This window comes from Winogradskyella sp. A3E31 (genome assembly GCF_046720935.1).
GTDB lineage: Bacteria > Bacteroidota > Bacteroidia > Flavobacteriales > Flavobacteriaceae > Winogradskyella.
The window spans coordinates 214,064-233,197 of record NZ_JBHNWH010000008.1 but is presented as its reverse complement, the minus strand read 5'-3'; the positions used below and the strand labels follow the sequence as shown (position 1 = coordinate 233,197).

Annotated in this window: 20 protein-coding genes; 8 read left to right on the top strand and 12 right to left on the bottom strand. The window is 36.5% G+C overall.

Translation table 11 applies throughout. The annotated features are described in order from the left end of the window. Nucleotides 1-93: 93 nt before the first annotated feature. Nucleotides 94-609 carry an RNA polymerase sigma factor gene (locus tag ACFEMA_RS11905; RefSeq protein WP_411768427.1) on the bottom strand — a complete coding sequence of 172 codons (516 nt, stop codon included), beginning with the start codon at nucleotides 607-609 and terminating at the stop codon, nucleotides 94-96. Nucleotides 610-883: 274 nt separating this feature from the next. Between ACFEMA_RS11905 and ACFEMA_RS11900 the strand changes: the two genes are divergently transcribed. The 5 genes from ACFEMA_RS11900 (at nucleotide 884) to ACFEMA_RS11880 (ending at nucleotide 7,868) form a co-directional block, all read left to right on the top strand. Then, nucleotides 884-2,869 carry a hypothetical protein gene (locus ACFEMA_RS11900; RefSeq protein ID WP_411768426.1) on the top strand — a complete coding sequence of 662 codons (1,986 nt, stop codon included), beginning with the start codon at nucleotides 884-886 and terminating at the stop codon, nucleotides 2,867-2,869. A gap of 149 nt (nucleotides 2,870-3,018) precedes the next feature. Beyond that, nucleotides 3,019-4,347 carry a signal recognition particle protein gene (ffh, locus tag ACFEMA_RS11895; protein ID WP_411768425.1) on the top strand — a complete coding sequence of 443 codons (1,329 nt, stop codon included), beginning with the start codon at nucleotides 3,019-3,021 and terminating at the stop codon, nucleotides 4,345-4,347. Nucleotides 4,348-4,466: 119 nt separating this feature from the next. Further along, on the top strand, nucleotides 4,467-5,345 hold the full coding sequence (locus ACFEMA_RS11890; protein WP_411768424.1) for a bifunctional 5,10-methylenetetrahydrofolate dehydrogenase/5,10-methenyltetrahydrofolate cyclohydrolase: 879 nt from the start codon (nucleotides 4,467-4,469) through the stop codon (nucleotides 5,343-5,345). A gap of 9 nt (nucleotides 5,346-5,354) precedes the next feature. Then, nucleotides 5,355-6,068, top strand: coding sequence for a TIGR02206 family membrane protein (locus ACFEMA_RS11885; protein ID WP_411768423.1), 714 nt, complete (start codon nucleotides 5,355-5,357; stop codon nucleotides 6,066-6,068). A gap of 60 nt (nucleotides 6,069-6,128) precedes the next feature. Further along, nucleotides 6,129-7,868 (top strand): alpha/beta hydrolase-fold protein, encoded by a 1,740-nt coding sequence (locus ACFEMA_RS11880; RefSeq protein WP_411768422.1) that lies wholly within the window; start codon nucleotides 6,129-6,131, stop codon nucleotides 7,866-7,868. 6 nt (nucleotides 7,869-7,874) lie between these two features. Here the strand turns inward: ACFEMA_RS11880 and ACFEMA_RS11875 are convergent, their stop codons facing one another. From ACFEMA_RS11875 to ACFEMA_RS11835, 9 genes are all read right to left on the bottom strand, one after another. Further along, entirely contained in the window at nucleotides 7,875-8,300 is a 426-nt protein-coding gene (locus ACFEMA_RS11875) for a VOC family protein (RefSeq protein WP_411768421.1), read from the bottom strand. Continuing rightward, the gene (locus ACFEMA_RS11870) at nucleotides 8,301-8,510 is read right to left on the bottom strand and encodes a hypothetical protein (RefSeq protein WP_411768420.1); all 210 of its coding nucleotides are present in this window, start codon (nucleotides 8,508-8,510) and stop codon (nucleotides 8,301-8,303) included. It lies immediately after the preceding gene. Nucleotides 8,511-8,602: 92 nt separating this feature from the next. Then, complete coding sequence (locus tag ACFEMA_RS11865) at nucleotides 8,603-9,169, bottom strand: hypothetical protein (protein ID WP_411768419.1); 567 nt, start codon at nucleotides 9,167-9,169, stop codon at nucleotides 8,603-8,605. A 76-nt stretch (nucleotides 9,170-9,245) separates the two neighbouring features. After that, nucleotides 9,246-10,013 (bottom strand): 23S rRNA pseudouridine(2604) synthase RluF, encoded by a 768-nt coding sequence (rluF, locus tag ACFEMA_RS11860; protein ID WP_411768418.1) that lies wholly within the window; start codon nucleotides 10,011-10,013, stop codon nucleotides 9,246-9,248. A 21-nt stretch (nucleotides 10,014-10,034) separates the two neighbouring features. After that, nucleotides 10,035-10,862, bottom strand: a complete 828-nt coding sequence (locus ACFEMA_RS11855) for an alpha/beta fold hydrolase (protein ID WP_411768417.1) — start codon at nucleotides 10,860-10,862, stop codon at nucleotides 10,035-10,037. Beyond that, a complete protein-coding gene (locus ACFEMA_RS11850; protein WP_411768416.1) occupies nucleotides 10,859-11,224 on the bottom strand; it encodes a cupin domain-containing protein in 366 nt (121 codons plus the stop codon). Before ACFEMA_RS11850 ends, ACFEMA_RS11855 begins: the two co-directional genes overlap by 4 nt. 6 nt (nucleotides 11,225-11,230) lie before the next feature. After that, the gene (locus tag ACFEMA_RS11845) at nucleotides 11,231-12,202 is read right to left on the bottom strand and encodes a YitT family protein (RefSeq protein ID WP_411768415.1); all 972 of its coding nucleotides are present in this window, start codon (nucleotides 12,200-12,202) and stop codon (nucleotides 11,231-11,233) included. 17 nt (nucleotides 12,203-12,219) lie between these two features. Continuing rightward, nucleotides 12,220-12,777, bottom strand: coding sequence for a hypothetical protein (locus tag ACFEMA_RS11840; RefSeq protein WP_411768414.1), 558 nt, complete (start codon nucleotides 12,775-12,777; stop codon nucleotides 12,220-12,222). A gap of 16 nt (nucleotides 12,778-12,793) precedes the next feature. Next, nucleotides 12,794-14,332, bottom strand: coding sequence for a helicase HerA-like domain-containing protein (locus ACFEMA_RS11835; RefSeq protein ID WP_411768413.1), 1,539 nt, complete (start codon nucleotides 14,330-14,332; stop codon nucleotides 12,794-12,796). 58 nt (nucleotides 14,333-14,390) lie between these two features. Between ACFEMA_RS11835 and ACFEMA_RS11830 the strand changes: the two genes are divergently transcribed. Further along, nucleotides 14,391-14,837, top strand: coding sequence for a Rid family detoxifying hydrolase (locus ACFEMA_RS11830; RefSeq protein WP_411768412.1), 447 nt, complete (start codon nucleotides 14,391-14,393; stop codon nucleotides 14,835-14,837). Here the strand turns inward: ACFEMA_RS11830 and ACFEMA_RS11825 are convergent, their stop codons facing one another. Further along, nucleotides 14,838-15,584, bottom strand: a complete 747-nt coding sequence (locus ACFEMA_RS11825) for a hypothetical protein (RefSeq protein WP_411768411.1) — start codon at nucleotides 15,582-15,584, stop codon at nucleotides 14,838-14,840. A gap of 104 nt (nucleotides 15,585-15,688) precedes the next feature. Here ACFEMA_RS11825 and ACFEMA_RS11820 point away from each other — a divergent pair, with 104 nt between their 5' ends. Next, nucleotides 15,689-16,321 (top strand): 7-carboxy-7-deazaguanine synthase QueE, encoded by a 633-nt coding sequence (locus tag ACFEMA_RS11820; protein ID WP_411768410.1) that lies wholly within the window; start codon nucleotides 15,689-15,691, stop codon nucleotides 16,319-16,321. A 110-nt stretch (nucleotides 16,322-16,431) separates the two neighbouring features. Here ACFEMA_RS11820 and ACFEMA_RS11815 read toward each other — a convergent pair whose 3' ends face one another. Then, entirely contained in the window at nucleotides 16,432-16,968 is a 537-nt protein-coding gene (locus tag ACFEMA_RS11815) for a DUF2911 domain-containing protein (RefSeq protein WP_411768409.1), read from the bottom strand. A 284-nt stretch (nucleotides 16,969-17,252) separates the two neighbouring features. On the opposite strand from ACFEMA_RS11815, the gene asnB reads away from it, so the two are divergent. Then, nucleotides 17,253-18,914 carry an asparagine synthase B gene (gene asnB / locus ACFEMA_RS11810; RefSeq protein ID WP_411768408.1) on the top strand — a complete coding sequence of 554 codons (1,662 nt, stop codon included), beginning with the start codon at nucleotides 17,253-17,255 and terminating at the stop codon, nucleotides 18,912-18,914. Nucleotides 18,915-19,134: the final 220 nt, after the last annotated feature.

Below are 19,134 nucleotides of genomic sequence, written 5' to 3'. Positions count from 1 at the left end.
CTTCTCACTTCTCACTTCTCACTTCTCACTTCTCACTTCTCACTTCTCACTTCTCACTTCTCACTTCTCACTTCTCACTTCTCACTTCTCACTTCACAACCCCTTTATATCTTTTCTCAAAACCTTCAACGCTCCATAAATTCGTTTTTCAACCGCTTTTGTAGAAATATCTAACAAAGCAGCAATTTCCTTAAAACGTTTTCCCTCAACACGATTCATTAAAAATGCCACACGCTGTGCTTCGGTAAGTTTGCTCAAGGCACGTTCAATCTTTTCGCCGTATTCTTTTTCTTCAAGTTTATAATGCGGTGTTTCTTTAGTCTCTGACTTTTGAGGTAATTTTTGATGTTTTAAAACAACCTTTTGATGTGCCGCTTCATTAAGCATTAAATTATTTGCGGTGGTAAACAAAAAACTTTTGGCCTTGTCTGAGCTTACCTTGGCGCAATTCTCCCATAGTTTTATAAAGGCGTCCTGTACCTTATCTTTAGGGTTTAAGCGCTCACCAAACTTGTAGTACAGAAAATTATGAAGGTCTTTAGAATACTTTTTAAAAAGCATTTCAAACACCGTTTTCTCGCAAATTGTTTCGTGTAAAGGTTTGGGCATGGTTGTTTATTGATACGAGTAAAAATAAAAGAATTTCTTGAAACGAACTATCCTCCAAACAGAGCCATAAAGACATTTCACTTGTTTCATTTTAATCTTGGGGTAAAAAACGAAATTCTGTTATTTTGATTCCCGTTTTCACGGGAATGACAATTTCAATGGAAACCCCGACGCAGAGCGTCAAGGAATTCTTTTGGATTAAAAAAAATAGAATAGGAGGTAGGAGTTTTTTAAGTTCATCTGTTTTATAACAAAACCGATAAACTATTAAATTATGAAATCCCAAATCAAAAATTGCCTATTGGTCACCTTTTTTGCCCTGATGACCGTGTTCTCTTGTCAGAACGAAGAAACCGAATTTATTGGTCCAGATGAGACCGAAACAATTCAAGCCAATTCTACCTTAGCTAACTTTATGAGAAGCACATCGGCCAATTCAGTATCTAGCGATAATGTATTGGATAATTCCGATTGCTTTTCTGTTGAACTTCCTGTGACTATTGTTGTCAGTGATATTACGATAACTATTACAACACAAGACGATCTAGATGAACTGGAAGATTTATTAGAAGACCTTGAAGTCGATGTTCCAGAGTTTGTGTTCCCAATTACTATTATTTATAGTGATTACAATGAGCTTGTTATTGAAAATCAAGATCAGTTAGATGCACTTTTGGAGCAGTGCTTTAATGATGACGATACCATAGAGTGTATCGATTTTGTGTACCCTATTAGCTTTTCTGTATTCAATACTCAATTTGTTTTAATTGACACTATTCTAATAGAAAGCGATGAAGAGTTATATGATTTCTTAGAGCGATTAGAAGACGAAAATGATACATTAATTGTAAGCCTTAATTTTCCTGTGTCCTTAGAATATGCCAATGGTGAAACTGTAACGGTTGATAGCAATCAAGAATTAGCAGAGGTTATCCAAGCAGCAGCTGAAGAATGTGAAGATGACAATTATATTCCTTGTACGGTTGACGATATTAGAGCCTACCTTAAAGAATGTAGTTGGATTATCGATGATGAATTCAACGACTTTGATGATTTTGAAATTACTTTTGAAGCAGAAGGTACACTTACAATAGAAAGCCCAAATATCAATACTGTAGTCACAGGTATGTGGTCAGTAACCAATACAGATAACGGAACGATATTAAAGATTTTTGAACTGAGTGCATTCCAAGGTGATATAGGTGGAGAATACCTTATTACAGAATGTAGAGAAGATAGATTTAAACTCGTAAGAGGAGATTTTAATGTAGTCCTTGAGCGCAATTGTGAAACTGATATCAACTGTTCAGCGCAAGATATTGTACAAAGACTTAGAGAATGTTACTGGTTTGCAGGTTCTAATTTAATAGAAGGTGAGCAAACAAATAAGTTTAAGTTCACTAATGATAATACTGTATTATACTACGATGATAACACTAATGCTTTTGTAAATATCGGAACTTGGGCTGTTGTAGTTGTTGGAATGGAGCGTAAATTAGAGTTATCCTTAACGGAGCCATACCAAAACCTAACTGGACTCTGGGTTGTAATACAATGTGCAGAAGATTTTATAAGCTTAGTCAATGGTGATAATGTACTTCACCTAGAACAAGAATGTTTCGAGCCACAAAACCCATTCGAGTGTTTTGAAGGTACTGTATTAGAAGCATGTGATGATTCTGATGGTGTAGCTGGTGATGGAGTCGCTAAATTCGACTTAACAAGTATTATCGAAAATGCACAGTGTGAAGCTGAATTTAACTGGTCTTTCCATGAGACGGTTGCGGATGCTGAAAATGATACTAATGCGATTTCAAATCCTGAAGCTTATATACAACAAAATGGATTCGTTATCCTAAGAATCGAAAAACCAAATGGAAACTTTATGTTGTATGATGTTGGTTTATCTGTTGAAAGTTGTGACAACACAGCATGTACAGAAGAAGATGTAGATAACATTTTAAAGGAATGTCCGTGGAAGATAACATCTTATAATGGAAGTGACGATTTGTCCATCTACGAACTAGATTTCAATTTAGAGCAAGAACTTGTTATTACGAATCTCAATACTAATGAAACATCTGTTGGCTCATGGATGACGTTCACAGGCGACAATGGAGTGGATATTACTTTTGAGAACATTGCAGTGCCAAATCTGCAAGCCATAGGTGGAATTTGGACAGTTGTTGAATGTACCGCTGAACAATTGATACTGCACCGCGGTGAGGATCAAATAACCCTAGATCGCGTTTGCGGCTAAAGTTTTAGAATACCGCTATAAATTTTAGTCTTTTGAGGAAAGGACTGCTCATAATGAGCAGTCCTTTTTGCTTTTAATTTATTTGGAACGACTTCATTTATAGACTGTAAATTCTTAAATTTGCAACCTGTTAAATAAGAAGTAAGATTATGTTCAATAATTTAAGTGATAAGTTAGATAAAGCGTTACATGTTTTAAAAGGTCATGGCAGTATTTCGGAAGTAAATGTTGCTGAAACTTTAAAAGAGGTGAGACGTGCGCTTTTAGATGCCGATGTTAACTTTAAAATAGCTAAGGAATTTACTAATACAGTTAAGGAAAAAGCCCTAGGTCAAAATGTATTGACCACCTTACAACCAGGCCAATTAATGGTTAAAATTGTTAAGGATGAATTGACAGAGTTAATGGGTGGAGAAGCCGAGGGCATTGATCTTTCTGGCAATCCAAGTGTTATTTTAATGTCTGGTCTTCAAGGTTCTGGTAAGACGACATTTTCAGGTAAACTAGCTAACTTTCTAAAGAATAAAAAAACAAAAAAACCGCTTTTAGTAGCTTGTGATGTGTATCGTCCTGCGGCGATTGACCAGTTGCATGTTGTTGGTGATCAAATAGGTGTTGAGGTATTTAGTGATAGAGGAAATAATGATCCCGTTGCTATTTCAAAAGCAGGTATTGCCTATGCAAAGGAAAATGGATTTAATGTTGTGATCATTGATACCGCTGGTCGTTTGGCAGTTGATGAGGCCATGATGACCGAAATTTCCAATATTCATAAAGCCATTGAACCACAAGAGACCTTGTTTGTGGTAGATTCTATGACAGGTCAAGATGCAGTGAATACGGCAAAAGCCTTCAATGACATTCTAAATTTTGATGGTGTTATACTTACCAAATTAGATGGTGATACTCGTGGTGGTGCAGCCATTTCTATTAAATCCGTAGTCAATAAACCAATTAAATTTATTGGTACTGGTGAGAAGATGGAAGCTATTGACGTGTTTCACCCATCACGTATGGCGGATCGAATTTTGGGAATGGGAGATGTGGTGTCTCTTGTTGAACGGGCACAAGAACAGTATGATGAAGAGGAAGCACGAAAAATTCAGAAGAAGATTGCTAAAAACCAATTTGGATTTGATGATTTCTTAAAACAGATTCAGCAGATCAAGAAAATGGGTAACATGAAGGATCTCATCGGAATGATACCAGGTGCTGGCAAAATGATGAAGGATATTGATATTGACGATGATGCTTTTAAAGGTATCGAAGCAATGATTCATTCTATGACACCTGAAGAGCGTTCTAATCCTTCAATTATAAATTCAAGTCGAAAAAAACGTATAGGAAAAGGATCAGGGACATCTGTACAAGAAGTGAATCAATTATTGAAGCAGTTTTCACAGATGAGTAAAATGATGAAGATGATGCAAGGCGGAGGCGGTAAGCGTATGATGCAGATGATGAATGGGATGAAGTAGGGTAGAGCCCCATTGTCTTACGACATTTCCCCAGAGGGGAAAGTTTGAAATAACTAAATAAACAGTATATAATATAATGCTTTGCGCTCTTTGCGCCTCTGCGAGATAAAAGAAACAACATGACCATATTAGACGGAAGAAAAGTCAGTAATGACATCAAAAATGAAATTGCCGAAGAGGTAAAACAAATGAAAGCCAATGGCGAAAAAGTACCGCATTTGGCTGCAGTAATTGTAGGTAATGATGGGGCTAGTTTAACCTATGTTGGTAGCAAAGTAAGAGCTTGCGAACGTGTCGGTTTTGAGTCCACTATGGTGCGTTTATCAAATACGACTAGTGAAATAGAATTACTAGATAAAATTGAGGAATTGAACACTAATGATGATATCGATGGATTTATCATTCAATTGCCCCTTCCTCCTCAAATCAATACACGTAAAGTATTAATGGCTGTTCATCCAGATAAGGATGTAGATGGATTTCATCCTACAAATTTTGGAAAAATGGCATTAGATATGTCAACATTTATTCCTGCAACACCGTTTGGTATATTAGAGTTACTTGATCGGTATGGTGTAGAAACAAAAGGGAAACACACTGTGGTTATAGGAAGGTCTCATATTGTAGGTCGCCCAATGAGTATTTTAATGGGGCGAAAAGGATTCCCAGGAAATTCTACTGTGACCTTAACGCATAGCCATACTAAGAATATCACACAAATTACGTCGCAAGCAGATATTATCATTTCCGCACTGGGTATTCCAAAGTTTTTGAAAGCAGAAATGGTTAAGGATGATGCCGTGATTATCGACGTTGGTATTACCAGAGTACCTGATGACTCAGATAAAGGTTATTATATCACTGGAGATGTTGATTATGAAAAGGTTAGTGAAAAAGCCAGTTATATCACACCAGTTCCAGGAGGTGTTGGTCCAATGACTATTGCAATGCTTCTTAAGAACACCTTGTTGGCACGTGAGCAACACAGAAATAATTAAGAAAACTAGATGTTTCTGTTTAAGTCTATTGTAATTAGTGAACGAGTTACAATAGGCAGTATTCAACATTTAGCACCAATAGTTTTGGTAGCTGTTTTAGCGTTCCTATTAATCCCATATTCAAAAAAATATTTAGATAAGCAACAGCAATATCTAGTATTTAAAGGTATTGGCTGCTTGGTTTCTTTAATGGTGATTAGCTATCATATCTGGAAAATTCTTTCAGGTAATTATAACTTTAGCACGGACCTCCCCTTATTCTTGTGTAGTTTTTTAGCATTGATTATTCCTGTTTTCTCATTTTATAGAAAATTTTGGATGTACGAAGTACTCTTATTTATAATTATTGCCGGTACAACTCAGGGAGTTATCACACCAGATATACCAGAAGGGTTTCCTTCTTTTGACTATTTCCGCTACTGGACTGTACATTTGGGATTGCTCTTGGTTATTTTTTATGCCACATTTGTTTTTAGAATGCGGCCAACATTCAAGAGTGTTTTTAAAGCGTTTTTGGCGCTTCAAATTTATGCTATCGTCGTTTTGCTCTTAAATTGGTTGCTGAATGCCAATTACTCATATTTATCAAAAAAACCAGAGTCAGCTTCGGCTCTTGATTTTTTTCACGATTGGCCCTATTATATATTAGAGTTAGAGCTTATTGTTTTGCCCTATTTTCTTCTGATTTATGGGGTGTTTTATGTATTTAGAGCTAAAAATTAAAACCTTTAGTTTTTTGATTTCAGGAATATGACTATCTTTTTGGAAATAATCAATCCAATCATGAAGCCAATTATCTTTATTTCAGTTTTTTCGATGTTGCTATTTGTCAATTGCAATTCCAGCGACTCATTAAAAACTTCAACAACCAAAGTCAGTGTTACTATTTCAGATTCTTTGCAAACAGAACCTTTAGACGGACGATTATTATTGATTTTTGCTGATAATGATGAAAAAGAACCCCGCTTTCAAGTATCTGAAGGCTTAAATGCCCAACCAATTTTCGGTATTGATGTTGAAGATTTTAAAGTTGGTGAAATAGCTGTATTTAATGATAGTGTTTTTGGATTTCCTTATGAGAGTTTATCTCAAATAAAGCCTGGTGACTACTATGTGCAGGCTTTATTGCATACTTATGAAACGTTTAATTTATCTACAGGTCAAACTGTAAAATTACCTATGGATAATGGAGAAGGACAACAATGGAAGACCTCACCAGGTAATCTTTACAGTAAACCATTTAAAGTAACCATAAATGAAAATGGGGTTGAAAACTTTACAGTGACATTAAATAATATTATACCTCCAATCGTAGAGCCAGAGGACACTAAGTGGATTAAACACATTAAAATGAAATCTGAATTGTTGTCTGAGTTTTGGGGCAGAGATATGTATTTAGGGGCTCATGTTTTGCTGCCCAAAGGCTTTGATGAACATCCTGAAGCAAAATATCCGTTGATGATTTTTCACGGACATTTTCCATCAGATTTTGGCGGATTTAGAACCACACCACCAGACCCAAATATAGAACCAGTATATTCTGATCGTTTTGATGTTGAAGGCTATAATATCATACAACAACAAGAAGCGTATGATTTTTATAAACGTTGGAACGAGCCTGACTTTCCAAGGTTTTTAATCATAGAAATTCAGCATCCAACACCTTATTACGATGATTCCTATGCTGTAAATTCTGCAAGTCAAGGGCCTTATGGTGATGCACTGACGTATGAATTAATTCCGCATATCGAAAAACTATTTAGAGGACAAGGAGAAGGCTGGTCTCGGTTTTTGTATGGGGGCTCTACAGGTGGCTGGGAAGCATTGGCAGTACAAGTTAAATATCCTGATGAGTATAATGGGTGTTTTGCAGCGTGCCCAGACCCTATTGATTTTAGCTCGTATATGTTAACAGATATTTATAATGATGACAATGCTTACTATGCTAAAAGTGAGCATAAAACGATTGAGATACCAGGTCATAGAGATTACTTAGGAAACATAAGTTCAACGGTAAGAGAAGGCAATCATCTAGAGTTGGTTTTAGGAGCCAAATCGCGTTCTGGTGGACAATATGATATTTGGGAAGCCACGTATTCTCCACAAGCCGATGATGGTTACCCTGTAAGACTTTGGGACAAATATTCTGGTGATATAGACCACTCCGTTGCTGAGTATTGGAAAGAAAATTACGATTTAAAACATATTCTTGAACGCGATTGGCATAAACTTGGTAAAAAACTCAAAGGAAAGATTCATATTTATTGTGGTGATATGGATAACTATTATCTCAATAATGCGGTTTATAAGATGGAGGACTTCCTAGAAAGTACAACCGACCCATATTACGATGGCGAAGTGGATTATGGTGATAGGGCAGAACATTGTTGGAATGGCGACCAAGACAATCCAAACCATATTTCAAGATTACGATACAACAGTATGTACGTGCCAAAGGTTATGAAACGAATTCTGGAATCTGCACCTAAAGATGCTGATTTAACCAGTTGGAGATATAAATAAACCTATCTATTTAGCAAAAAGCTGATCAATATCCTTAAAAGCTTTAAATTCTAACGCATTACCAGATGGGTCTTTAAAAAACATAGTGGCTTGTTCACCAACTTCACCTTCAAATCGTATATAAGGCTCGATAATAAACGCCACCTTTTTTTGTTTTAATACTCCGGCAAATTCATGAAAATCGCTCCAATCTAATACAACCCCAAAGTGTGGTACTGGAACGTCTTTTCCATCAACAGCGTTTGTATGAGCTTCATCTTCAGATTTAGCCTTGTAATGTATGACCAATTGATGCCCAAAAAAGTTATAATCTACCCAATGGTCACTACTTCGACCTTCCGCTAACTCTAAGGTGTCTGTGTAAAATGCTCTACAATCAGCAAGATTATGAACGGGTATTGCTAAATGAAAAGGTCTTAATGTATTACTCATTTAATCTGATGTATTATCTCCATTAGATTGGACGGGCTTATCTTTTCTGTATTTTAACATGGAAACACCAGAAATAAAAAACACACCTCCTAAAATGGTTAATGCCCATGGACTAAGGCTTACCATATTATTTCCAAATATCCCTAAAACACCTAGAATAAGTGCAATGGCTCCTCCAATTGTCATGATTATGGCTAAAATCTTTATCATAATAAGTACTGTTTAATACAGCTAAAATTAGTTATTAATCATTTACAAAGAAGAAGTGAGTGTCAAAATAGTTAAGAAAAACAGCGTATCAGTTATTTTTCACAGTCAATTTTCCATGTGGGATACACAACTTTTTCGGTCTTATCTACCCATTCTCCAATCCATTTGTACCCAGTTTTGGAGATGTCATAAAACGTCAACCTATAAAAGCCTTCAGTCCCGTTTGGTGCTTTTTGGTCACGATATAAAATTATTTTTCCGTCTTCAGTTTTTGCGCCTTCCCATGAGGGTAGAGTTTTAGGAATACCGCTAGAAGAGTAATAGTGTACATACCACTTACTACTGTCTGCATTAAATTGTCTTATGCTACCCGAATGTGCTCCGTCGGCCTTTAAAGTTTCATCCTGCACAGCTTTTCCATTCATAATGTACTTAAATGTCCATTGCATATCGATAGCTTCAGCCCAGGAGCCGTCTTGTTTTCTTGAGCTCGATTTGCATTTGCTTTTTCCGATAAGAGACTGAAAATCTTTGAGTTGCTGTGGAGCATCTGGGTGGACTTTGCCGAATGGAAATTCTTTTGAAGGTTCATTTTCATATTGGGAATACCCAAATGAAAAACAGAGAAGACATGAAAGGAGGAGTAATGAAGATTTCATAATGATTGAATTAGTTGCTTCAAGATATTTATAAATTCAACCCATCACTGTTAAGGCAATGTGAAAGCCCAAAACTTTAACTTTTACGAGGTCTTCTAGAATTTGACCTGGACTGAAATGTTTTCGTAGAATCCTTTAGCATAGTATTGAGTGTTTTTAGCTCTTCATCTGTAAATTCCCTGTATTCGCCAACAGGCACATCAAGAGAAATATTCATAATCCGAACACGTTGTAGTGTCAGTACTTCGTAATTTAAATATTCGCACATACGGCGTATTTGCCTATTTAAACCTTGGGTAAGAATAATTTTGAAGGTTTTAGAATCTAGTTTCTCAACGACGCAAGGACGTGTTGTTTTTCCTAATTCTTCTAAAGGAATACCGCCCGACATCCGGGATATAAACGTTTGTGAAATCGGCTTGTCAACAGTAACAATATATTCCTTCTCGTGATGGTTACTAGCTCTGAGTATTTTATTAACGATATCTCCATCGTCGGTTAAAAAAATAAGACCTTCACTGGGTTTGTCTAAGCGGCCAATGGGGAAAATGCGTTTTGGGTAATTGATATAGTCAATGATATTGTCTTTCTCCACCCGTGTATCTGTTGTGCAAACAATGCCTACAGGCTTATTAAATGCCAAGTACACAAAGTCTTGCTTACGATCCTTAATGGCTTTTCCATCAACCGCAATGTCATCTTCTGGGGTTACTTTTAAACCCAACTCAGGGATGGTACCATTGACGGTTACACGACCTGCATCAATAAGCCGATCGGCTTCGCGACGCGAGCAATAGCCAACTTCACTGAGGTATTTGTTTAAACGGGTAAGGTTTTCAGACATGCTGCAAAGGTAAGCTAATCTTTAGTTATTGATAAACTCAATAATTTTTGGGGTCAACGACTCATCTTTTAGTCCGTGACCAAACCCAGTAGTACTTATGAATTCAGAATTTTTAAACTTTGAGGCAAATAATTGCCCGTCCTCGTAAGGAATGATTTTATCGTTCTTATCATGAATGATTAACCCTTCTATATCAAATTCAGAAGTAAAATTTGCTGCCGAAAAATAGTCTACAGGTTTCCCTAACTTGTTTAATACATAACGGTCTAGCCCATTGGCCACTTTTTTATTATAGCCCATCATTATTTTGTAGCGTTTAAAAACACCAGTAAAATGAGCTGGCGAGCCTAAGAGAACCACTTTTTTAACTGAAGGCAGGTCATTGTGATGCAAGCAAAATACTGTGGCCATGCCACCAACGGAATGTCCGAGAACAGCTTCTGGTTGAAATTTATTAATTACAATGCTTAAAAATTCGGCATACTTTATGGCATTAAATTGTTTACCGTTGGACTTGCCATGAGCAGGAGCATCCAAGGCAATAATATTATACTCTTCTGTTTTTAATTTTTCAAGAATATACTGCCATCTAGAGGCATTGCTTTCCCAGCCGTGAGCTAAAAGTACGGTCTTGTTTTTCCCAGGCCAACGATAGGTGGCAATGGAATGACCATTAGCTTCAACCTCTTCAAAAAAAGCAGAAGCAATGACTTTGTTTTGTTCAGAATTATAACGGCCTTTACGTGGCGAACTAAAGAGGTCAACAGCTTTTTTTGCAGCATATTTTGGGGCCAATATACTCGTTGCGTTAATAACACCACCAATAGTCTTTACAACAGTTTTAGTCATTCTTCTTCTCGGTTTACGGTGTCTATTGAAAACGCAGGGAGGCAAATTGCTAAATATTCACAAGGTTCTGTAAACGGGTTAGAATACTGAACCCTTGTATCCTTTTCAATTTTTATAGATTGCCCAGCCTCGAGTACAATAGTTTCGTCTTCAATAATAAATTGCTTTTTTCCTTTAATAATGAATGTGTATTCTTCAAATTCTGGAGTTTGAAATGGTTCTGACCAACCAGCAGGAGCAATCATATGTGCAATGCTTATTTTACCATTTCCATCGGTAGCTCTTCCAAAATGCTCTTTAATGATTTTGCCATCATCAGTAGGGATTAGAAATGGTGAGTTTTGTATGGTGTATTTTGCCATATCTTTTTATTTCAAGGGTTTCTTTTTTATCATACCTCCTTTTAAGTCTTTAACAATACCCATAATAATGAAGGCACGTTTGTCTATTTTGTCAATTTCGGTCTGTAATTTTGTCAATTCAAGTCGAGTTACCACCGTATAAATAATGTCTTTATCATAGCTTTTGCCACTTGTGCCATATCCACCTTTACCAGAATAAATCGTACAGGCTCGCTGTAATTTTTCAATAATCATAACCCTGATAGCTTCATGATGTTCAGAAATAATGGTAACGCCAACGTATTCTTCAACACCATCCACAACAAAATCTACAGTTTTGGCCGCTGCCAAATAGGTGAGAATTGCATAAAGAGCGATTTCAACAGATAAAATATAAGCGCCAAAAGAGAATATTAAAATATTAATCAGTAACAATACATCACCCACGGTTATGGCTAATTTCCGACTTAAATATATGGCCAAAACTTCTGTACCATCAATAACACTGCCTCCTCTCATAGACAGGCCAATTCCTAGCCCTAAAAAGAATCCTCCAAATACTGCAATAAGTAATTTGTCGTCCGTAATTGTTGGGTAATCAACAGAGTGAACAATAATGGCCAATAATGAAATTGCCACGATACTCTTAATGGCAAATTTTAAACTGAACATTCTTGATGCTAAAATGATAAATGGTAAGTTCACCAGGATTAAAAAATAACTCAAGTTTAAGTTGGTTATATTTTCTAATAATAGTGAAATCCCAGTAGCACCACCATCAATAAATCTATTGGGAAGTAAAAAACCTTTTAACCCAAAACCTGCTGAGAACACACCAATAATAATAAAAACATACTCCTTTACAGCATGCACCAATTCTACGTGCAGTGTCCTTACCAAGGGAACAATTTGTTTTTTGCTCACCTGTTTGGTCTTTTGCTTTGCTGCTATGCGTTTGCGGGCAATTTCAACTAGTAATTTAGATAAAAATGGATTCATTTATTTTAGTATGAGTATTAATCCCAGTGCAGGAAAAAATATTTGATTTTAGCATCATCAGGAATTTGAATCGGATCAATTTCCATATCCACAAACCGTGCACTTGCTGGTAATTCTTTTTTATCGATTGTAAAGGTGATATTAGATTTCTTGACACTAACAAGCACAGTATTGATTAAGTTAGAAATGCTCTTAATATCATAGGCATCTTTAATATCCTTAAAAGTGCTGATATTTGAAATGCCTTTTTCGGTAATATACCTTGGGTCAATAAACCGAACCGAAGTGATAGTGGAGGTAGAGTCCTTTGCCGTGGCTGGTGTTAGTGCCAACAACGGATTACCGTTTTTCTCAAAAACCTCAATGGTATTGATATTGCTCGAAAAGCCTTCACTCTCCTCAAAGCGATAAATAGAATCCCCTTCAAAAATCGTTTTTAATTCTCTGACTTTGGTAGAATCGGTAAGTAGTCCAACATTTTGTTTGTGGATTTTGAACGGATCTGGATTTTTGTCAGAATTGCATGAAAATATTAGGGCAAGAATCCCGATGGCAGCTATTAATCTAAGTTTCATTATAATGGTTTGGGTTTTATTTAATCATTTTTGTTAATATGCCCAGCACGCTGCGAATAACAGTAGGGCTTGTCAATACTTTAATCAATGGGTTTTGTCGCGTACTTGTGCTGCGACGTGTTGTTGTTTTTCGTTTTGAAGCCGCTTTTTCTAAGGCTTCTTTTTCTTGTCTGGCTTTCTCTTTGGCTTCTTCAGCTTCTGCCTTTTCAATTTTTTCATTCAATAGTTCGTAAGCACTCTCACGATCAATATCTTCATTGTACTTCCGTACTAATTTAGATTCTGAAAATAAATTGCCTAGTTCACTATCAGTCAATATATCCATACGACTCATTGGTGCACGCATCATAGTAGCTGCCAAAGGAGTAGGCTTTCCTTTTTCGTTTAACGCAGAAACCAAGGCTTCTCCAATCCCCAAAGACGTGAGTACTTCGGTAGTGTCATAATACTCAGTATCTGGATAATTTTGAGCGGTCAACTTAATGGCCTTTCTATCTTTAGCTGTAAAAGCTCTAAGTGCATGTTGTACTTTTAAACCAAGTTGACTTAACACCGCTTCTGGGACATCGGTTGGATTTTGAGTTACAAAATACAAACCAACACCTTTACTTCGGATGAGTTTTACGATACTTTCAATCTGACTCAATAATGCTTTTGAGGCTTCATCAAAAATTAAATGAGCTTCGTCTATAAACATGATTAATTCTGGTCTACCAGAATCGCCTTGCTCCGGAAACGTAGAATAGATTTCAGCCAATAAACTCAGCATAAAAGTTGAAAACAGCTTTGGCTTATCTTGAATATCTGTTAAGCGAATAATATTGATATAACCACGACCATTGTCATCAACACGTAATAAATCTTGGGTGTCGAATGATTTTTCCCCAAAAAACACATCTCCTCCTTGTTGTTCAAGCTCTACTAACTTTCTGAGAATAGCTCCAGTTGAAGCGGTAGAAATTCTACCATAAGCCTCTTGAAATTCTTCTTTACCTTCATCAGTGGCATATTGAAGAATTTTCTTGAAATCTTTAAGGTCTAAAAGAGGTAGTTTGTTGTCATCACAATATTTGAAAATTACAGAAATTATACCTGCTTGTGTTTCGGTAACGTCTAAAATCCTCGAAATTAATACAGGACCAAATTCACTGATTGTAGCTCTTAGTCGTACACCATCTCGTTCAGAAAGTGACATGATTTCAACAGGAAAGGCTTTAGCGTCAAATGGAAGTCCGATTTTTTCATGACGTTCATCAATTTTGGGATGTCCAGGGCTTGGTTGAGCCAAACCGCTAAGGTCACCTTTAATGTCCATTAATAAAACGGGTACTCCTTTTTCTGATAAATTTTCGGCAATTACTTGTAGAGACTTTGTTTTCCCTGTTCCCGTGGCACCTGCAATTAGGCCATGGCGATTCATGGTCTTAAGAGGTATGTTAACGTAGGCATCTTTGATGGTTTCACCATCTAACATGGCCGATCCTAAAGTGATATAATCTCCTTTGCAGGCGTTGCCTTCGGTAATATGTTTGAAAAATGTCTCTCGGTTTTGCATGCCTTTCAAAATTTGCATAAAAATAGCGTAATTTTAATCAAGTTTAAAATCTATAGTCATGAAGAATTTTTGTTTAATTACTTTGGTTTTAGTGGGAATAATTTCTCAATCTTGTCAAGAAAGACCCTCAGAAATAACATTCCATAAATCCCACGAGCCGAGTCGCGCCAATGTTCCATTTAGTGACGCTGTTGAAACTGGGGATTTGTTATTCTTAACAGGTCAAATTGGTAAGAATCACAAAGCGGGAGAATTAGTTTCTAGTGGTATTGAGGCTGAAACAAAGCAGGTGATAGAAAATATTAAGGCCGTTTTAGAACATCATCAATTGTCCTTGGATAATGTGGTAAAATGTACCGTAATTTTGAAGGACATTGAAGACTTTTCAAAATTCAATTCTGTTTATACGCAATATTTTACTAAGAAACCAGCACGGACGACTTATGCAGCGGCAGGTTTAGCAGGTGGCGCGAGTATTGAGATTGATGTGATTGCAGCTAAGTAGCTACAGGATTTTTTCTATATAAACATTGGTAGTACCAGCACTGCGCAAGTTTACAGTACCATTATTTCCAGCACGTTGCACTTTTATAGTTAATACTTGATTTCCAGTAACTTCAATAACCTCAGTAAAATTCACTGAGGATTCATTATGGCCAGAGTTACGTCTCATATACCCCGTAGAGGCAAAACCACCAATTTGCATATCATCCAAAGCAACATACATTTCAGGATTGGCGCGTTGAGGACCATTAGAAGCAACAGAAAATGCTGCATTTACAACAATTCTATATCTACCAGTCTCATTAATTGTTATTTCATTTGTAACTGCATTAACACTGTACAATGAAGTATTGTCATTCCATAATTCATTACCACACACAGGAAGGTTTATTGGAGTATTCTGATTTATGTTAGTGGTAATATCCGAATTACTGTATTTAACTGACTGTCCAGGTGAAGATGTAGCCGTTGGTGTTAAGCTAAACGCTAGCCAATTTGGTGTAATTGTATTTCCAGCATTAAACTGAAATTCATCAGAGTCCGTATTAAAAATTAGCAAACCATTTGCAGGATCTATGATATTGTCTCTTTGCTCGGATGTAAGTTTTGGAATTAATAAGCCAGAGTTATTTGATTCAATATGAAGGGCTGAAGAATTGTCTGGAGTAGTTGTGCCGATGCCAACTTGGGCATTAACTGCGCATAAAGGGTACGCAATCAATATTGCCAAGGCAATAAAAATTTTCATAGGGTAATAGCCAATAAATTAATTAATCCGTAGCGAAAATACTACATAATTGAATTTAAAGCAAATAAGATGCTTTTTAATCTATATGTGTATCTTTGCCGACCATGACACGAAGAGAGCGACAAGAATTAATTGATAAAGGACTTTTACTGCCATTGATGGAGGAGTTTTATACCATCCAAGGTGAAGGCTATCATAAAGGAACAGCAGCTTATTTTATTAGGATAGGTGGTTGCGATGTAGGTTGTCATTGGTGTGACGTTAAAGAAAGCTGGCTAGCTGAATTGCATCCACCAACAGAGACCGAAAAGATTGTTGAAAATGCCGTAAAGTATAGTGATACTATTGTAGTCACTGGTGGCGAACCGTTAATGTGGGACATGAACCCATTAACAGACCAATTAAAAGCAAAGGATGTTAACACACACATTGAAACTTCTGGCGCTTATAAACTGACAGGGCAATGGGACTGGATTTGTTTATCGCCCAAAAAGAATAAACTCCCTACAGAAGAAGTATATGACAAAGCTCATGAGCTTAAATGTATCATCTATAATAAAGACGATTTTAGATTCGCAGAAGAGCAAGCATCAAAAGTTAATGACAATTGTATTTTATACTTACAACCAGAGTGGAGCAAACGTGATAAAATGATGCCGCAAATTGTGGATTATGTTATGGCTAACCCCAAATGGAAAGTGTCCTTACAAACACATAAATATTTGAATATTCCATAACCTTAGAAAGTTTATCTTAGAGCTGTTAGGCTTCTAAATCGATACAAATAAAAAAGTTCCGACAGTTATTAAAACTATCGGAACTTTTCAGTTTAATTGATTGATTTAAGCTATTTTGTAAAAGGAACGGCAACTCTCATTTTGCCCCAACCCATATGCATGTGTACACCCTCATCAACTTTTTCGAAAGCCATAGAGAAAGCTTCTAAAGAATCTTCAGCCATTTTTACGGGTACTGTTGCACTTGCAACTACGTTGTCTTTTTTGTATCCGGAAGCACCCCAGTTGTTTCTATCTGAGCTTACAATAACCTCCCAAGTTTTTTCACCAGGGATTGTAAATAATGAGTAGGTGCCAGCTTTAACCGTTTTGCCACCAAGTTTCATATCTGTGTACAAAATAAGCTCAGTCGCTTCATTAGCGCCTGTTCTCCAAACTTTTCCGTTCGGTGTCAAAGACTTTACGTCTCTTCCGTTAAGTTGAGGTCTGCTGTAATAGACTTTAATCACTTGGTCATTTCCTCTACCTAAGGACGCAGCATCCATAGGGCTTTTGTCTAAGCCTCTAAATTCTTGCGCCTCTACATTAAACGATAATAGCATCATAAATGCAAAAGCAATAGTTGTAAATAATCGTGTAGTTTTCATAATATCTAATAGTGTTTTTAGAAATCTAAAATTAATACATAAGCTGTCCTGAAAGTGGTAAAGAAATACTAAAGTTTACAGATTGATAGTTTTTTAAGATGATTTTGCATTTTAAAGTTTCATTTATTATAAAAATTTATAAATATTATTTCAATATGAAACTAATTATATTAGTTATGTTTTATAATTTAAAGTTTAATCTCATTTTTGCTTCGTAATTAATAATAACTGAATGTTAGGCAGAGCAAAGTCGAAGCCTAAATTCAAAATAAAATATAAAAGTTATGTGCGGAATTGTATGTGCATTTGATATAAAGCAAAAATCTGATGAATTGAGACCTCTGGTTTTAGAAATGTCAAAAAAAATAAGACATCGTGGGCCAGATTGGAGTGGCATTTATTCTGATAGTAAAGTCATTATGGCTCATGAGCGTTTGGCAATTGTAGATCCAGCATCAGGTAAGCAACCGTTATTTAGTGAAGACAAAAAGCTCATTTTAGCAGCAAACGGTGAAATCTATAACCATAGAGAACTGCGTGCTCAATTCCCTGATTATAAATTTCAAACACAAAGTGATTGCGAGGTTATCTTGGCTTTGTATCAAGAAAAAGGTCATGATTTTGTAGATGATATGAACGGGATTTTTGGTTTTGCCATCTATGATGTTGAAAAAGACGAGTATTTTATTGCTAGAGATCACATGGGTATTATCCCATTGTATATTGGTTGGGATAAGCATGGTACCTTTTATGTGGCTTCAGAATTGAAAGCTTTAGAAGGCGTTTGTACCAAAATAGAGTTGTTCCCTCCAGGGCATTACATGTCTAGTAAAGATGGACAGTTTGTACAATGGTACAAGCGCGACTGGACCGAATATGATGCTGTAAAGGAAAATGAAACAAGCATTGCCGAAGTGCGCCAAGCTTTAGAGGATGCTGTTCATAGACAGTTGATGAGTGATGTGCCTTATGGAGTTTTGTTATCTGGTGGATTAGACTCTTCTGTAACTTCAGCAATCGCAAAAAAATACGCACAAAGACGAATTGAGTCGGATGACAAAGCAGAAGCATGGTGGCCTCAATTACATTCATTTTCAGTAGGATTGGAAGGGTCACCAGATTTAGCTGCAGCTCAAAAAGTAGCAGATCATATCGGTACGGTACATCACGAAATAAAGTTTACCATACAAGAAGGCCTAGACGCGATAAAGGATGTTATTTACCAGTTGGAAACTTATGATATAACAACCATTAGAGCAAGTACACCAATGTACTTAATGGCAAGAGTTATTAAGTCTATGGGTATAAAAATGGTGCTTTCTGGCGAAGGTGCTGACGAATTATTTGGCGGGTATTTGTATTTTCATAAAGCACCTAATGCCAAAGAATTTCATGAAGAAACTGTTAGAAAACTAAGTAAGTTACACATGTACGATTGCCTACGTGCAAACAAGAGTTTAGCGGCTTGGGGTATTGAAGGGCGTGTGCCATTTTTAGATAAAGAATTTATGGATGTGGCGATGCGAATTAACCCACAAGATAAAATGATTAATGGAGAGCGTATGGAAAAATGGGTGGTGCGTAAGGCTTTTGAAGATATGTTGCCAGAATCAGTGGCCTGGAGACAAAAGGAGCAGTTTAGCGATGGAGTTGGTTATAGTTGGATTGACACGCTAAAGGACATTGTAAATGAAGAAGTCAGTGATGAGCAAATGGCAAATGCCCATTTTCGTTTCCCGATACAAACCCCTCAAAACAAGGAGGAATATTATTACAGGACTATTTTTGAAGGACATTTTCCGAGTGATGCAGCGGCATTAAGCGTCCCTCAAGAACCAAGTGTGGCTTGCAGTACCAAAATTGCACTAGAGTGGGATGAAGCATTTAAAAACATGAATGATCCTTCAGGTAGAGCAGTGGCGAAAGTGCATGATGATGCGTATTAATGAGATTCCAGATGTTCAAGACGCAGTCGTAGAACATCTGGCTAATCGAATTAATCACGCTTTCAGTGCGGGATCTTTTCCGATGATATATAGTTTTCAAGACGCAGTTGTAGAACATCTGGTTAATCGAATTAATCCCGCTCCAGAGCGGGATTTTTCGTGAATGGGTGTAATAATAGGGATAGAAAATTAATATATACTTGAAAGTCAGTTTTTAAGC

Excerpts from the sequence above, each read along its gene's own strand:
- ACFEMA_RS11905 (WP_411768427.1), bottom strand. The coding sequence starts at position 609 with ATGCCCAAACCTTTACACGAAACAATTTGCGAGAAAACGGTGTTTGAA.
- ACFEMA_RS11900 (WP_411768426.1), top strand. The coding sequence starts at position 884 with ATGAAATCCCAAATCAAAAATTGCCTATTGGTCACCTTTTTTGCCCTG.
- ffh (WP_411768425.1), top strand. The coding sequence starts at position 3,019 with ATGTTCAATAATTTAAGTGATAAGTTAGATAAAGCGTTACATGTTTTA.
- ACFEMA_RS11890 (WP_411768424.1), top strand. The coding sequence starts at position 4,467 with ATGACCATATTAGACGGAAGAAAAGTCAGTAATGACATCAAAAATGAA.
- ACFEMA_RS11885 (WP_411768423.1), top strand. The coding sequence starts at position 5,355 with ATGTTTCTGTTTAAGTCTATTGTAATTAGTGAACGAGTTACAATAGGC.
- ACFEMA_RS11880 (WP_411768422.1), top strand. The coding sequence starts at position 6,129 with ATGAAGCCAATTATCTTTATTTCAGTTTTTTCGATGTTGCTATTTGTC.
- ACFEMA_RS11875 (WP_411768421.1), bottom strand. The coding sequence starts at position 8,300 with ATGAGTAATACATTAAGACCTTTTCATTTAGCAATACCCGTTCATAAT.
- ACFEMA_RS11870 (WP_411768420.1), bottom strand. The coding sequence starts at position 8,510 with ATGATAAAGATTTTAGCCATAATCATGACAATTGGAGGAGCCATTGCA.
- ACFEMA_RS11865 (WP_411768419.1), bottom strand. The coding sequence starts at position 9,169 with ATGAAATCTTCATTACTCCTCCTTTCATGTCTTCTCTGTTTTTCATTT.
- rluF (WP_411768418.1), bottom strand. The coding sequence starts at position 10,013 with ATGTCTGAAAACCTTACCCGTTTAAACAAATACCTCAGTGAAGTTGGC.
- ACFEMA_RS11855 (WP_411768417.1), bottom strand. The coding sequence starts at position 10,862 with ATGACTAAAACTGTTGTAAAGACTATTGGTGGTGTTATTAACGCAACG.
- ACFEMA_RS11850 (WP_411768416.1), bottom strand. The coding sequence starts at position 11,224 with ATGGCAAAATACACCATACAAAACTCACCATTTCTAATCCCTACTGAT.
- ACFEMA_RS11845 (WP_411768415.1), bottom strand. The coding sequence starts at position 12,202 with ATGAATCCATTTTTATCTAAATTACTAGTTGAAATTGCCCGCAAACGC.
- ACFEMA_RS11840 (WP_411768414.1), bottom strand. The coding sequence starts at position 12,777 with ATGAAACTTAGATTAATAGCTGCCATCGGGATTCTTGCCCTAATATTT.
- ACFEMA_RS11835 (WP_411768413.1), bottom strand. The coding sequence starts at position 14,332 with ATGCAAAACCGAGAGACATTTTTCAAACATATTACCGAAGGCAACGCC.
- ACFEMA_RS11830 (WP_411768412.1), top strand. The coding sequence starts at position 14,391 with ATGAAGAATTTTTGTTTAATTACTTTGGTTTTAGTGGGAATAATTTCT.
- ACFEMA_RS11825 (WP_411768411.1), bottom strand. The coding sequence starts at position 15,584 with ATGAAAATTTTTATTGCCTTGGCAATATTGATTGCGTACCCTTTATGC.
- ACFEMA_RS11820 (WP_411768410.1), top strand. The coding sequence starts at position 15,689 with ATGACACGAAGAGAGCGACAAGAATTAATTGATAAAGGACTTTTACTG.
- ACFEMA_RS11815 (WP_411768409.1), bottom strand. The coding sequence starts at position 16,968 with ATGAAAACTACACGATTATTTACAACTATTGCTTTTGCATTTATGATG.
- asnB (WP_411768408.1), top strand. The coding sequence starts at position 17,253 with ATGTGCGGAATTGTATGTGCATTTGATATAAAGCAAAAATCTGATGAA.